The organism is Micrococcaceae bacterium Sec5.7, assembly GCA_039636785.1.
Taxonomy (GTDB): Bacteria; Actinomycetota; Actinomycetes; order Actinomycetales; family Micrococcaceae; genus Arthrobacter.
Window position 1 is genome coordinate 4,106,690 of the sequence record CP144169.1, and the last position, 13,761, is coordinate 4,120,450.

The window sequence follows — 13,761 nt, forward strand, 5'->3', positions numbered from 1 at the left end:
GTGCTCCAACACTATCCCGCCGGACCGTACGGCCGTTCCGCGCGCAGGGCCGCCGCGGATGCACCGGCACATTCGATACTCTTGTCTGGTGATCGACGTAAAAGACCTCAGCGAAAACCCGGACAAGTTCCGTGCCAGCCAGCGCGCCCGCGGCGCCGATGAGTCCGTGGTGGACGCGATCATCTCCGCAGACTCCGCCCGCCGCGCGGCCCTGATCCGCTTCGAGAACCTCCGCGCCGAGCAGAACGTTTACGGCAAGAAAGTGGCGCAGGCCAAGGGCGAGGAAAAGCAGGCCCTCCTGGCCGAGGTCCGCGAACTCGCCGGCTCAGTGAAAGCCGCCTCCGCTGAGGCCGATGTTGTCCAGGTCCAGCAGGATGAGCTGCTCCGCGCCGTCCCCAACGTCATTGAATCCGGCGTCCCCGAAGGCGGCGAGGACGACTACGTCGTGGTGAAAACCGTCGGCACGCCCCGCGAATTCACGGATTTCGAGCCACGGGACCACCTGGAAATCGGCGAGCTCATCGGTGCGATCGACATGGAGCGCGGCGCCAAGGTGTCCGGCTCACGCTTCTACTTCCTCCGTGGAGTTGGCGCCCGGCTGGAGATGGCGCTGCTGCAGATGGCAATGGAACAGGCAATCGACGCCGGCTTCGTGCCCATGATCACCCCCACCCTGGTGCGTCCGGAAACAATGCAGGGCACCGGTTTTGATGTCAAGCACGACGCCGAGATCTACCGTCTCGCCGATGACGACCTTTACCTTGTGGGCACCTCAGAGGTACCCCTGGCCGGGTATCATGCGGACGAGATCCTGGACCTTTCAACCGGACCCATCCGTTTCGCGGGCCAGAGTTCCTGTTACCGCCGCGAGGCCGGCTCGCACGGCAAGGACACCCGGGGGATCATCCGTGTGCACCAGTTCAACAAAGTGGAGATGTTCGTCTACACCACGGTTGAGGAAGCGGCTGCGGAACACCAGCGGCTGCTCGCGTGGGAAGAGGAAATGCTGGCCAAGTGCGAGCTCCCGTACCGCGTGATCGATACCGCCGCCGGTGACCTGGGGATGTCCGCCGCCCGAAAGTTCGACTGTGAAGCCTGGGTTCCCACCCAGGGCGCCTACCGCGAGCTCACCTCCACCTCGAACTGCACCACGTTCCAGGCCCGCCGCCTGAACATCCGTGAGCGCGTGCTGAACGAGGACGGCGCCCCCAAGGGGACCCGCGCCGTCGCCACCCTCAACGGCACGCTGGCCACCACACGCTGGATCGTGGCTATCCTGGAGCACCACCAGAACCCGGACGGCTCGGTCAACGTGCCTGCTGCCCTGCAGAAGTACCTCGGCGGCCTCGAGGTCTTCCCGGTCCTGTAGCTTCCTAGCGCGGCTATTCCCAGGCTTGTTCGCGAGTCCGTGCCTTCAAGGCCAGGGACCGCGAACAAGCCCAGGTTCTTTCCTAGCGACTCTTCCTCCACAGGCCGGTTTGTGCACATGGGCCCGTCCGGCCAGTAACGCCTCCGCTTGCGGGCTTCAGGCTGAACGCATGGAGATCCCACCCGGCTTGATTGATTCCGCGGCGATCCTCAGGACGCGGGCCACCACGGATTCAATTCACCGCGATTTCAGGGCCGGTAGGCTCGTGAGGATCCGGCGCGGGTTCTACATTCCATCCGCGGACTGGGTCCGGGCCCTGCCTTCGGAACGCTTCGCCTGGTCCGCGGCCGCGATTGCCCGGTCTGTGCCTGGCGCCGTGCTTTGCATGGAGACCGCTGCCTTGGCGAACGGTGTGCCCGCGCTGCGCACGCCAGAATGCGTCGAACTGGCAACCACCATGCCCGGACGGTCCGGAACGCGAAGGCCGTCGCTCCTGGTATTGGGTGGGGATCAGCAGGCCAATGAGATCCGGAACAAGCGCAGCTACCCGCTCCGATACCACCTGAGAGAATCCATAGAGCCCACATCCCAGGGTGAATTCCGATGCACCGGGCTGGTCCAGACAGCTCTGGACATCATGTTCTCCGCAAAGCTCAGCCAGGCCCTGGTGGTGGCCGACGGTGTCGCCAGGAAACTGAGGGACCAAGGGGTCTTGCCTCCGGGGAGCAGGCTCCGGGACCTCGATTCCGTTGCTGCTGCGATATCGGCGCATCCGTCTGCCGCCGCGAGGCTGCGCGCGGACCTCGTCGCGTCGCTCGCCAGCCCATTGGCGGAGTCTGTGGGCGAGTCCTATAGCCGGGCGGCTTTCGAGTTTTTGGGTTTCGAACAGCCGGTGCTGCAACACGACTTCAGGGACGGTGACGGATTCATTGGCCGAGGCGATTTCTGGTGGCCTGAGCAACGCGTGGCGGGCGAGTTTGACGGGAAGGGGAAATACCTGGATGCAGAGCTTCGCGGTGACATTCCGGTGGAGCAGGTGCTTTACCGCGAGAAACTCCGGGAAGACAGAATCCGCGGCCTGGGGTTCGGGTTCGTGCGGTGGGGCTGGTCTGACGTCGACAACCCTGAAAAGCTCCGGCGCAAGCTCCTCGCCGCCGGGCTGCCTCCCCGAAACCGCGCCTGACCCGCAAACCGAAGGGTCAAGGCAAGGAAATCCGAACAAGCCTAGGAGCTATGAAAGGGGGAGCCGTGCACCTGCCGTTAACCGAGGGGAGCCAGGAAAGGTTAATACTCACAGCGGGGATAACCTGTGGGTATTAACCCGGTGTTCACCGAACGCTGTGGCCTGCGTCCTAGCTGGTGTCGGGGGTGTCTGCTGTACTGGATACATGACTACACTGACCGAAGCCTCAGTCGCTGGCACCGAAGACCAGCGAAATACGAAACAAAAGCTCATGATCGCCCTGGACGTTGACGGCACGCTGGTGGACCACGATGGCCACATGTCCGCTCCTGTCCGCGAAGCCGCCCGGGCCGTTGTTGCCGCGGGCCACGAGGTCATGATTGCCACCGGCCGTTCGCTCAACGCCACGCTCCCAGTCATCGAACAGATCGGCATGAACCGGGGCTACGCCGTCTGCTGCAACGGCGGCGTGACCCTGCGCCTGGACCCGGCCCTCGCTGACGGATACGAGATCATCCACAAGGCCACCTTCGATCCGGGCCCCGCCCTGCGTGCACTGCGCGAACGCCTGCCCTCCGCCAAGTACGCGCTGGAGGATCAGGACGGCAACTTCCTCTCCACCGAGCGCTTCCAGGACGCCAGCTTTGGCGTTGAGGCGATCGGGGTCGACTTCCAGACCATGCTTGATGCGACCGCGGTGCGTGTCGTGGTCTTCAGCGCAGAGAATACGCCGGAAGAATTCAACGAGGCCATCGCGCACATCGGACTGGCCGGCGTCACCTACTCGGTGGGCTGGACGGCCTGGCTGGACATCGCTGCAGCGGGCGTCACCAAGGCCAGCGCGCTGGAGCACCTCCGCGGCCGGCTGGACATTGCGGCGCACAGCACGGTGGCGATCGGCGACGGCCGCAACGACATCGAGATGCTCACCTGGGCAGGCCGTGGCGTTGCCATGGGCCAGGCCCCGGAGGAAGTGATCGCCGCCGCGAATGAGGTCACCCACTCCGTTTACGACGACGGCGCCGCGCACGTGCTCCGCAGCCTCCTGTAACGCAGGCAGCAGGTCTTAGCGGACTTCCAGAATCAGCGAGAGCAGCCGGGCAGCTGCGGGGCGGGCCGCGTGTTCCTCGTTCCACTGTGACCGGGCCACGGCTTTGCTGACGGCCTGCGTGGTGATTCCGAGTTCCTCGGCGACAGCTTTCTGCTGGCCGCGCACCCCCGGCGTCATGAGGTCCAGGACCCGCCATTCGGCCTGGCTCCGGTCGCGGACAATATGGCCCAGCAGCCTCAATACCGTCTCGGCTTCGCCAGCAAGATCGGCCAGCGGACCTTCGACGGCCACCGGGACGCGGTCCTTGCCGTTGCGCAGGCGGTCCACGGCCCTGCGCGCATAAATCAGCCCGTGCCCGGAGGCATCCTTGATCTGGTTCGGCAGCGGCTCGTTGACCGGCCCCACACCAATTCCCACAAACCATCTGCCGCAGCGGAGCGCGATCATGGCGGCTTCCACAGCCTGGTGCGGACAGTCCAGAATGCCCTGGACCTCGTCCTCCACCGAGCGGTCGAAGTCGAGGCGCGCGGGTATGTGCCGCAGGTCTTTCAGCAGCTGTGGGACGCAGTCGCCGTCGCGCCGGCTGTCCGTTTGATTGATGGTCAGCGTGAACATTGTGGATCAAAGACTACCCGTTGGCTGAGCGCAGGCAAGAGGCCGGGCCCAGCGACGTAACGGAGCTCAAGACGGCGAGTGGAGGCGCCCGATGTCAGACGGACGGTGTCATCTCACGAGTCGCGGCGGCACTTAATGCACGACGGCGGTTGGAGCAGTTTGAATCAAACTGCACCAACCGCCGTCGCAGCTGTTGGAGGCTAAACCGCCTCCGGGAGCCTTGCGGGCTCCAGGCTAGTGGGCCGCCGGAACATAGCGCTTGATGGAGGCTTCAAGCTCGGTCTCGGCTGCGGCGCGGTCGCCCCAGCCTTCAGCCTTGACCCATTTGCCCGGCTCAAGGTCCTTGTAACGGGTGAAGAAGTGCTCGATTTCCTTGATCAGAAATTCGCTGACATCCGAGATTTCCTGGATGTGGTCAAAGCGGGCATCAACCGGAACACAGAGGACTTTGGCGTCGCCGCCGCCGTCGTCCGTCATGTTGAAGACACCGATGGGGCGGGATTCAACGATTACACCGGGGTGCAGATCGAAATCCTGCAGGAGCACCAGTGCGTCCAGCGGATCGCCGTCCTCGCCCAGGGTGTTCTCGAAGAAACCGTAGTGCGTGGGGTACTGCATGGAGGTGAAGAGGACGCGGTCCAGGCGGACGCGGCCGGTTTCGTGGTCGACTTCGTACTTGACGCGTGATCCCTTGGGGATCTCGATGGTGACGTCGTGCTTCATGGAATGCTCCTCGACTTCAGGGTGTTCGCGGCACGCTCGAATAGGGGCTGTGCCGCCGACTACTATTGAGGATATAGCGAGAGGCCCAGGTTTCATGAACTAGTGGGGACATTTCAAGGACTAAAGGACCAGCAGCAGCATGAACCGCATCATCAGCGCAGCAGGCGGCACGCAGGCAATCACGGCGCTGCGGCGGGTTTGGCCAATGGCGCTGCTGACGCTCGTGCTGGTGGCTCTGGCCATTCCGGCGGGCATGATGATCGCCCCGGCCTTTACCGGCCCTAACCAGCCCGCAGGGGCAGGTGAAGCTGCCGCCCCCGTCTGGCAGAGGACTCCGCTGGATCTGTCCGTACCGCAGGGAATCACGCAGCTCAGTGATTCGGCGGCAGTGCCATGGCCGGATGCGGTGGCGGCCCAGCTCGATGAAACGCTCAAGACCAGCGGTGCCGGGACGTTTACGGGCGTGGTCCAGGATGCCATCACAGGGCAGGTGCTCTTTGACCGGGGCGCGGCAAACAGCCGTATTCCTGCGTCCAACATGAAGCTGCTTACGGCTGTGGCGGCATTGCGCGCCATCGGCCCGGAGAAGCGGTTCAGCACCAGGGTACTTGCGGGGCCTGCTGCGGATTCTGTGGTCCTCACCGGCAGCGGCGATGTCCTGCTCGGGGCAGGCGAATCGTCGCCGGACCACGTGATGGGCCACGCCGGTCTCGCCACGCTGGCTGCCTTGACCGTGCGGTCCCTGAAGAAGAAGGGAGTCACCGGCGAGATCTCCGTGGTGGTGGACGACTCCCTCTTCAGCGGTGCTTCGCTCAACCCCGCCTGGAGTCTGGAGGACGTGGCGGCCGGCGAAACGGCTCCGTTGTTCCCCCTGGCGCTTAACTCGGCACGGTTCGATCCTTTGAAAACCACGGGCCCGCGCCCGCAGGACTCAGCCATGACCGCCGCAAAGGCGTTCGCTGCCCAGCTGGAAACGGCGGGTGCCGCTGCGGGGCTGACTGTTGCACCCGGCGTCGCGCGTTTTGAGGGCAGGCAGGCTGACGGTGAGACAGCCGACGGCGGCCCTGCTTCCGGCGAGCCCGCCAAGGGGAAAGCTGCCGGCGGAGAAGCGGCCACGGGCGGGCACGCCGCCGGCGAACCCGCAGTCCTGGCCGAGGTGCAGTCGGCCACGGTGAGCCAGCAGGTGGACCTGATGCTGCAGACCTCTGACAATTACCTTGCTGAAGTGCTGGGCAGGATGTCCGCGGTGGCTGCCGGCCAGCCAGCCAGCAACGAAGGCGCCACGGCCGCGGTGCTGAAGCAGCTGACCGAGCTTGGTATCCCCACGGACTCCATGCGTGTGGCCGACGTTTCCGGACTTACCCTCGCCAACCAGGTGTCCCCACGTCAGTTCTCGGAAGTGGTGCGGGCCATCACCTCGGGACCGGATACCAGGCTCCGGGCCGCCCTGGCAGGGTTTCCCGTGGCAGGGCTGACGGGCACCCTTGATGACCGTTACGCGGACAGCTCCACAGCCCGCGGGGCCGGGTTGGTCCGCGCAAAAACCGGCACGCTGAATTCGGTGATTGCGCTGAGTGGTTATGTGGTGGACGCAGACGGGCGGCTGCTGGTGTTCTCGTTCATCGGCAACGGTCTGACATCCGGCGCCGGCGGGAACAAGGTGGCGCTGGACCGATCGGCGTCGGCCCTTGCTTCCTGCGGCTGCCGCTAGGGCTGGTCGGTCTGGCTGGGCTTGGACGACGCCGCTGCGGGGGCGTTGGCTTCCGCAGCAACGGGCCCGTGCCAGGCGGACTTGCAGTTCGCCAGTCAGCGAACTTAAGGGCAGATCACAGGCCTGTTGTGATCTGATGGAGAGTATGGAGTCATCTGCGCACGAATCATCAGTACCGGCGTCGCCGGCCCCGGCCCCAGCTCTGATCAACTGGGACTTGGCGGCCTCCACCGCTGCCCGGCTGGCTCCCGCCGGGCCCTCGCTGGGCGCAGCCGAAATCGGGGCGGCCGTGGACAGCCTGCGCCGCATGGCGGACATTTCCGTGCCGCACGTCCATCACATCACCGGACTGGAGGCAGCCCGGGATCTCCGCGATTCGTCCGTGCTGGTGGTGGACCGTGCGTCGTGGGCCAAGGCCAATACCCAGAGTTTCGCAGTGATGCTCAAGCCTGCCATTGAAAAGATGCTCGAAAGCCGCCGGGGCACCATAAGTCCCGGAGCGGCCAGTGTAAGCGGCGCCATCACCGGCAGCCAGCTGGGCGCCGTGCTCGCTTTCCTATCCAGCAAGGTCCTGGGCCAGTACGATCCCTTCGCCGCGCTCGCCGAGGGCTCCAACGCACCCGCTGGCGGCCGCCTGCTGCTCGTGGCACCCAACATTCTTGCGGTGGAGCGCGAGCTCAAAGTGGCTCCGGAGGATTTCCGCCTCTGGGTCTGCCTGCACGAACAGACTCACCGGGTCCAGTTCGCTGCCGCGCCGTGGCTCCGGCACCACATGCTGGACGAGATCGACAACCTCAGCGTGCACCTCCTGGGCAACGTCGATTCCCTCATGGAGCGGGCCTCCGCCGCCGCCAAATCCCTCAAGGACCGCAGCGCCACCGGCAACACGCCGGGCCGTGGCGCCATCCTGGATCTGCTTCAGAATCCGGAGGAGAAGGCCTCACTGTCCCGCCTGACCGCCGTGATGAGCCTGCTGGAAGGCCATGCCAATGTGGTGATGGACGCCGTTGATGAAGGCATCGTCCCGTCCGTCAAGACCATCCGGCAGCGCTTCAACGCCCGCGGCAAGGACCGCGGTGTGCTGGAGAAGTTCATCCGCAATCTGCTGGGCCTCGACGCCAAAATGCGCCAGTACAGCGACGGTGCCAAATTCGTCCGCGCCGTAGTGGCCGTTGCCGGCATGGAGGGGTTCAACCGGGTCTGGGAATCCGCCGAACACCTCCCCACAGAACCCGAGATCCACGACGCCAAGCTGTGGCTGGACCGGATGGGGCTCTAGCCTCCGTGCCGGAACTTCCTTCCCGTCCGCCTGCGGCATCAAGCGGTGCTGCGGGCAGCGGTGCTGCGGGCAGCGGCTCCGCAAAGAGCGGACGACGGCGGCCCGGCCGCTTGGCTCCCGTCGTTGGCAAGGCGCGGAACATGTTGCAGGACGCCCTGGCCCAGGCCGGGTACCCGGAACGTGTACTGGTGGCGTGCAGTGGCGGTCCCGACTCGCTGGCCCTGGCTTCAGTGGCTGCCTACTTTGCCCGGCGCGGGAACGTTGACGGGCACCAGGTGACCGTGGGCGCTGTGGTGGTTGACCATCAACTGCAGCCTGGGTCCGCCGAGGTTGCCGCCAGGACGGCGTCTGTTCTGAAGGACCTCGGCCTGAGTCCGGTGGTGATCCGGACCGTGGACGTTGCCTCCACGGGGGCGGGACCGGAAGCGGCTGCCAGGGGGGCACGCCACGCGGCGCTCGAATCCGTGGCCTTGGAAACCGATGCCGGGGCTGTCCTCCTGGGACACACCCTCGACGACCAGGCCGAGCAGGTGCTGCTGGGGCTGGCCCGGGGCTCCGGCACCCGGTCCCTCGCCGGGATGCGCCCTTCCCGGGGCCGGCTGCTGCGCCCGTTTCTTGGCCTGCGCCGTGCCGATACCCTGGAAATCTGCGACGTTGAGGACCTCGATCCGTGGCACGATCCCAGCAACGCGGATCCCGCCTTTGCGCGCTCGCGGACACGGGTGGAGGTCCTTCCGCTGCTGGAGGAAAAGCTCGGCCCTGGTGTAGCGGAGTCCCTGGCGCGCACAGCGTCAATCCTGCAGCTGGACGCCGACTATCTCGAGGACGTGGCGAACCACACGTTCACTGCCCTCGTGGACCGTTCCGGACCGGACGTCAGCCTGCCCGAGGCGGCGTTGGGCGAACTGGCGCCGGCCATCAGGTTCCGGGTGATCGCAAAGGCAGCGGCCGACGTCGGGGGTCAACAACCCGGCTACCGGCGCCTTCTGGCGGCGGAAGCGTTGCTGCGGCGGCAGGGCTCGGCGGGTCCCGTTCAGCTGCCTGGCGGGGTGAGTGTGTACCGGCTGTCGCTGGCGCAGCTGCTCGCTGAAGACCGGGACCATCGGCAGGCATCTGCGCAGGATGCGGGCACAGGCGTTCCCCGTGAAGGCGCCCGCTGTGGGAAGCTAGTATTCCGGTCTCAAAAACCGCCCCAAAAATAGTCGCACCCCCCGCATCTACACAGGAGCCATTGGTGGATTCAAACGACGTCCAGGCAGATCTCAAGCACGTTCTCTACACCAAAGAGCAGATCCAGGAGCGGATTACCGAGCTCGCTGCCCAGATCGACAAAGACTACGAAGGCCGCGACCTCCTCATTGTGGGCGTGCTCAAGGGCGCCGTCATGGTGATGGCAGACCTCGCGCGGGCCCTCCACAGCCACGTTTCCATGGACTGGATGGCTGTTTCCTCGTACGGCTCCGGCACCCAGTCCTCCGGCGTTGTCCGGATCCTCAAGGACCTCGATACGGACCTGATGGGCAAGGACGTGCTGATCGTTGAGGACATCATCGATTCCGGCCTCACCCTTTCCTGGCTGAAGACCAACCTGGAATCCCGCGGCACCGCATCTGTGGAAATCTGCACGGCCTTCCGCAAGCCCACCGCCGCCAAGGTGAAGATCGACGTCAAGTACGTCGGCTACGACATCCCCAATGAATTCGTGGTCGGCTACGGCCTGGACTACGCGGAGAAGTACCGCAACCTGGACTTCGTGGGCACCCTGGCGCCGCACGTTTACGAGTAACTCCGCACCTCCCCTCTCCCGGTGCGGTTCCGCACTGTTTCAGGCCCTGCTTAGCAGACTGCGCCGCCGTCGAACCTTGGAAAACCATGGCTGACGGCGGCGCGGTCTGGTTAAACGTGGTCCGGGATACCAAGGGGATGGACAGGCCGGCCGGCTGAAGCGGTGCAAATATGCCGCCAAACTTGCACCTGGCACCGGCTGGCACCGGCTGGCACCCGCCGCACCCCGCAGCAGCTCCCGGAACCACTACGCCCAGAGGGAACTTTTGGGCTTCACCGTGCGTGAATTACTCCGAACGGTGTATAGCTAGAAGCTGACGCAACACCACACGCGCGCCGATCAAGCGCCGTGCAGCACTACCAGGAGGGACGGGGCCAGCCCCCGATCAGATGAAAGCTAAGAGTTTCTTCAAGGGCCCGGGCATCTGGATCATCATTGTGGTGGGCATGCTCCTGCTGGCTTTTGCAACGCTGGCCCCCGGTGGCGCCACACGGATCGACACCCAGCCAGGCCTGGAGCTCCTCGCCGACAGCGGCAAGGTGGAACAGGCCAAGATCTTCGACGGCGAGAACCGCGTGGATCTCGTGCTGAAGGACAACCTGGTCATCGATGGCCAGGACAAGGGCAAGAACGTCCAGTTCTTCTTTGTCACTGACCGCGGCCCGGACGTGGTCAAGGCTGTCACCGACGCCAAGCCATCCAAGGGCTTCACGGACCAGCCGATCGAAAGCAACTGGTTCTCCGGTCTGCTGTCTCTCCTGATTCCCGTCATCCTGCTGGGCGCCTTGTTCTGGTTCCTGATGACCCGTATGCAGGGTGGTGGCTCCAAGATAATGCAGTTCGGCAAGTCCAAGGCCAAGCTGGTCAACAAGGACATGCCGCAGGTGACGTTCAGCGACGTCGCCGGCGCCGACGAAGCCGTCGAAGAGCTCCAGGAGATCAAGGAATTCCTCCAGGAGCCGGCCAAGTTCCAGGCTGTAGGCGCCAAGATCCCCAAGGGTGTGCTGCTGTACGGCCCTCCCGGAACCGGCAAGACCCTCCTGGCCCGCGCCGTTGCCGGCGAGGCCAGCGTGCCTTTCTTCTCCATCTCCGGCTCCGACTTCGTGGAAATGTTCGTCGGTGTGGGTGCCTCGCGCGTCCGCGACCTCTTCGAGCAGGCCAAGGCCAACTCGCCCGCCATCATCTTCGTGGACGAGATCGATGCTGTCGGCCGTCACCGCGGTGCCGGGATCGGTGGCGGCAACGACGAACGCGAGCAGACCCTCAACCAGCTCCTGGTTGAGATGGACGGCTTTGACGTCAAGACCAACGTCATCCTGATCGCCGCCACCAACCGCCCTGACGTCCTGGACCCCGCGCTGCTGCGCCCGGGCCGTTTTGACCGCCAGATTTCCGTCGAAGCCCCGGACCTCATCGGCCGCGACCAGATCCTCCAGGTCCACGCCCAGGGCAAGCCGATGGCACCGGGCGTCGACCTCAAGGCCGTGGCCAAAAAGACCCCGGGCTACACGGGTGCTGACCTCGCCAACGTGCTGAACGAGGCCGCGCTGCTGACGGCCCGCTCCAACGCGAACCTGATCGATGACCGCGCCCTCGATGAAGCCATTGACCGCGTCATGGCCGGCCCGCAGAAGCGCAGCCGCGTGATGAAGGAACACGAGCGCAAAATCACGGCGTACCACGAGGGTGGCCACGCCCTGGTGGCCGCCGCACTGCGGAACTCCGCTCCGGTCACTAAGATCACCATCTTGCCCCGCGGCCGCGCCCTGGGCTACACCATGGTGGTCCCGGAGAGCGACAAATATTCCATTACCCGTAACGAGCTTTTGGACCAGATGGCCTACGCCATGGGCGGCCGGGTTGCAGAGGAGATCGTGTTCCACGATCCGTCGACCGGCGCCTCCAACGACATCGAGAAGGCCACGTCGACGGCCCGCAAGATGGTCACCGAATACGGCATGAGCGAGCGTGTGGGCGCAGTGCGTCTCGGCCAGGGCGGCGGCGAGCCGTTCCTGGGCCGAGATGCCAGCCATGAGCGCAACTACTCGGACCAGATCGCGTACATCGTGGATGAGGAAGTACGCCGCCTGATCGACCAGGCGCATGACGAGGCCTACGCCATCCTCATCGAAAACCGCGATGTCCTGGACCAGCTGGCCCTTGAGCTCCTGGAGCGTGAAACCCTGAACCAGGCCGAGATCGCGCACATCTTCACGGACATCCGCAAGCGCGATTTCCGCGAAGTATGGCTCTCCAAGGAATCCCGCCCGGTCCAGCAGGCCGGACCCGTTGAGTCGCGTCTCGAGAAGTCGGAACGCGAAGCCCAGGAAGAAGCAAAGGAAGCGCGCCTCGAGGAACCGCTGGATGCCCAGCCGCCGCACCCTCAGGGTGTGCCGGGCGACAGCTCGTTCCAGGGCGGAACCACCGGGGCCGGCACCGACGGCCTCCACGGCTAAGCTTTCTCTGTGACTCATTTCGACGACGACGACGCTTCCGCCACCGCCGGGCACCCGACTGAGGGCGGCTCTGCGCGGCATCCGCACCATAAGGTTGACCGCCCGCGGATTGAAGCCGCAGTGCGTGAAATCCTGCTGGCCATCGGCGAAGACCCGGACCGCGGCGGCCTCCAGGACACCCCCAAGCGGGTTGCCAAGGCCTATGCCGAGGTCTTTGCCGGTCTCCATCAGAACGCGGCGGACGTCCTGTCCACCACCTTTGACCTGGACCACGAGGAGCTGGTGCTGGTGAAGGACATCCCGTTCTACTCCACCTGTGAGCACCATCTGGTGCCCTTCCATGGGGTTGCGCACGTCGGCTACATCCCTTCGCACGAGGGGAAAGTGACGGGCCTCAGCAAACTGGCACGTCTGGTGGACATCTACGCCCGCCGCCCTCAGGTGCAGGAGCGACTGACCACCCAGATCGTCGAGGCAATGGTCACGTATCTCAAGCCTCGCGGCGCGATTGTTGTCGTCGAATGTGAACACATGTGCATGTCCATGCGCGGCATCCGCAAGCCCGGCGCCAAGACCGTCACCAGCGCGGTACGCGGGCAACTTCATGACCCGGCCACCCGTGCCGAAGCCATGAGCCTCATACTCGGAAGGTAATGAACAGACTATGGACTCCCTAGCTGCAGCCCCAGGAACCGGCCCCGCAACATCGCCGCTGCCCATTCTCCGCAAACCGCGGCAGGCGGCCACGTTTGAAGACCTTCCCTCGGACCGCACGCTGGTGATGGGAATCCTGAACGTCACACCGGATTCCTTCAGCGACGGCGGCAAGCACGCGACGGCGGACACCGCCATCGCTGCCGGCCTGCGGATGTTCTACGCAGGCGCCGACATCATCGACGTCGGCGGCGAATCCACCCGCCCCAACGCCGATGCCGTCACCCCGGAGGAAGAGCAGCGGCGTGTTCTGCCGGTGATCCAAGCACTGGTCAAGGCGGGCGCGCTGGTCAGCATCGACACCATGCACACCTCCACGGCCGCCGCGGCGCTGGATGCCGGCGCCGCCATCATCAACGACATCTCCGGCCTGAGCATCGAACCGGACATGGCCGAGCTCGTGGCCCGCAGCAAGGTGCCCTACGTCCTCACGCACCGCCGGGGCGACGCCAACACCATGGATTCCCTTACTGAGTACGGCGATGTGGCCGGGGACGTTGTGGCCGAGCTCGCAGGTGTCCGGGACAAGTTGTACGCGGCCGGCGTGACGCAGGAACAGATCATCGTGGACCCGGGCCTGGGTTTCTCCAAGACGGACGAGCAGAACTGGGAAATGCTGCAGAACCTGGACCAGCTCGAATCCCTGGGCCACAAAATCCTCGTGGGTGCATCCCGCAAGCGTTTCCTCGGCAGCCTCCTCACCGAAGCCGGCAAGGCCGCCGCCCCTGAGGAGCGCGATCATGCCACTGCGGCCGTGACGTCCATCAGCGCCTTCCGCGGTGCCTGGGCGGTGCGCGTGCACGACGTCGTCCCCAGCCTTGACGCAGTCAAGGTCGCCGCGCGGGTGGCCATCAGCCGCCCCAACCACTAAGCA

At 65.2% G+C, this 13,761-nt stretch carries 12 protein-coding genes; 10 read left to right on the plus strand and 2 right to left on the minus strand.

All coding sequences use genetic code 11. The features are described 5' to 3' along the window. Positions 1 to 88 precede the first annotated feature (88 nt). From serS to V3C33_19630, 3 genes are all read left to right on the plus strand, one after another. Positions 89 to 1,369, plus strand: a complete 1,281-nt coding sequence (gene serS, locus V3C33_19620; protein ID XAS67594.1) for a serine--tRNA ligase — start codon at positions 89 to 91, stop codon at positions 1,367 to 1,369. 169 nt (positions 1,370 to 1,538) lie between these two features. Then, a complete protein-coding gene (locus tag V3C33_19625) occupies positions 1,539 to 2,552 on the plus strand; it encodes a hypothetical protein (protein ID XAS67595.1) in 1,014 nt (337 codons plus the stop codon). 205 nt (positions 2,553 to 2,757) lie between these two features. Continuing rightward, on the plus strand, positions 2,758 to 3,603 hold the full coding sequence (locus V3C33_19630; protein XAS67596.1) for an HAD family hydrolase: 846 nt from the start codon (positions 2,758 to 2,760) through the stop codon (positions 3,601 to 3,603). 15 nt (positions 3,604 to 3,618) lie between these two features. On the opposite strand, the gene V3C33_19635 is transcribed toward V3C33_19630, so the two are convergent. After that, positions 3,619 to 4,218 (minus strand): hypothetical protein, encoded by a 600-nt coding sequence (locus V3C33_19635; protein ID XAS67597.1) that lies wholly within the window; start codon positions 4,216 to 4,218, stop codon positions 3,619 to 3,621. A gap of 234 nt (positions 4,219 to 4,452) precedes the next feature. Beyond that, positions 4,453 to 4,941: an inorganic diphosphatase gene (locus V3C33_19640; protein ID XAS67598.1), complete on the minus strand. Its 489-nt coding sequence runs from the start codon at positions 4,939 to 4,941 to the stop codon at positions 4,453 to 4,455. A gap of 139 nt (positions 4,942 to 5,080) precedes the next feature. Between V3C33_19640 and dacB the strand changes: the two genes are divergently transcribed. From dacB to folP, 7 genes are all read left to right on the plus strand, one after another. Continuing rightward, positions 5,081 to 6,652: a D-alanyl-D-alanine carboxypeptidase/D-alanyl-D-alanine-endopeptidase gene (gene dacB, locus V3C33_19645; GenBank protein ID XAS67599.1), complete on the plus strand. Its 1,572-nt coding sequence runs from the start codon at positions 5,081 to 5,083 to the stop codon at positions 6,650 to 6,652. A gap of 145 nt (positions 6,653 to 6,797) precedes the next feature. Next, a complete protein-coding gene (locus tag V3C33_19650; protein ID XAS67600.1) occupies positions 6,798 to 7,931 on the plus strand; it encodes a zinc-dependent metalloprotease in 1,134 nt (377 codons plus the stop codon). Between the two features lie 140 nt (positions 7,932 to 8,071). Then, complete coding sequence (gene tilS, locus V3C33_19655; protein XAS67601.1) at positions 8,072 to 9,133, plus strand: tRNA lysidine(34) synthetase TilS; 1,062 nt, start codon at positions 8,072 to 8,074, stop codon at positions 9,131 to 9,133. Between the two features lie 32 nt (positions 9,134 to 9,165). Continuing rightward, positions 9,166 to 9,717: a hypoxanthine phosphoribosyltransferase gene (hpt, locus tag V3C33_19660; GenBank protein ID XAS67602.1), complete on the plus strand. Its 552-nt coding sequence runs from the start codon at positions 9,166 to 9,168 to the stop codon at positions 9,715 to 9,717. Between the two features lie 389 nt (positions 9,718 to 10,106). Beyond that, on the plus strand, positions 10,107 to 12,173 hold the full coding sequence (ftsH, locus tag V3C33_19665; protein XAS67603.1) for an ATP-dependent zinc metalloprotease FtsH: 2,067 nt from the start codon (positions 10,107 to 10,109) through the stop codon (positions 12,171 to 12,173). A 9-nt stretch (positions 12,174 to 12,182) separates the two neighbouring features. Then, positions 12,183 to 12,827, plus strand: coding sequence for a GTP cyclohydrolase I FolE (gene folE / locus V3C33_19670; GenBank protein XAS67604.1), 645 nt, complete (start codon positions 12,183 to 12,185; stop codon positions 12,825 to 12,827). A gap of 10 nt (positions 12,828 to 12,837) precedes the next feature. Continuing rightward, complete coding sequence (gene folP / locus V3C33_19675) at positions 12,838 to 13,758, plus strand: dihydropteroate synthase (GenBank protein ID XAS67605.1); 921 nt, start codon at positions 12,838 to 12,840, stop codon at positions 13,756 to 13,758. Positions 13,759 to 13,761: the final 3 nt, after the last annotated feature.

Coding starts and splice junctions, on each gene's coding strand:
- tilS (XAS67601.1), top strand. CDS start 8,072: ATGTTGCAGGACGCCCTGGCCCAGGCCGGGTACCCGGAACGTGTACTG.
- V3C33_19625 (XAS67595.1), top strand. CDS start 1,539: ATGGAGATCCCACCCGGCTTGATTGATTCCGCGGCGATCCTCAGGACG.
- folP (XAS67605.1), top strand. CDS start 12,838: ATGGACTCCCTAGCTGCAGCCCCAGGAACCGGCCCCGCAACATCGCCG.
- dacB (XAS67599.1), top strand. CDS start 5,081: ATGAACCGCATCATCAGCGCAGCAGGCGGCACGCAGGCAATCACGGCG.
- ftsH (XAS67603.1), top strand. CDS start 10,107: ATGAAAGCTAAGAGTTTCTTCAAGGGCCCGGGCATCTGGATCATCATT.
- V3C33_19650 (XAS67600.1), top strand. CDS start 6,798: ATGGAGTCATCTGCGCACGAATCATCAGTACCGGCGTCGCCGGCCCCG.
- V3C33_19630 (XAS67596.1), top strand. CDS start 2,758: ATGACTACACTGACCGAAGCCTCAGTCGCTGGCACCGAAGACCAGCGA.
- V3C33_19640 (XAS67598.1), bottom strand. CDS start 4,941: ATGAAGCACGACGTCACCATCGAGATCCCCAAGGGATCACGCGTCAAG.
- V3C33_19635 (XAS67597.1), bottom strand. CDS start 4,218: ATGTTCACGCTGACCATCAATCAAACGGACAGCCGGCGCGACGGCGAC.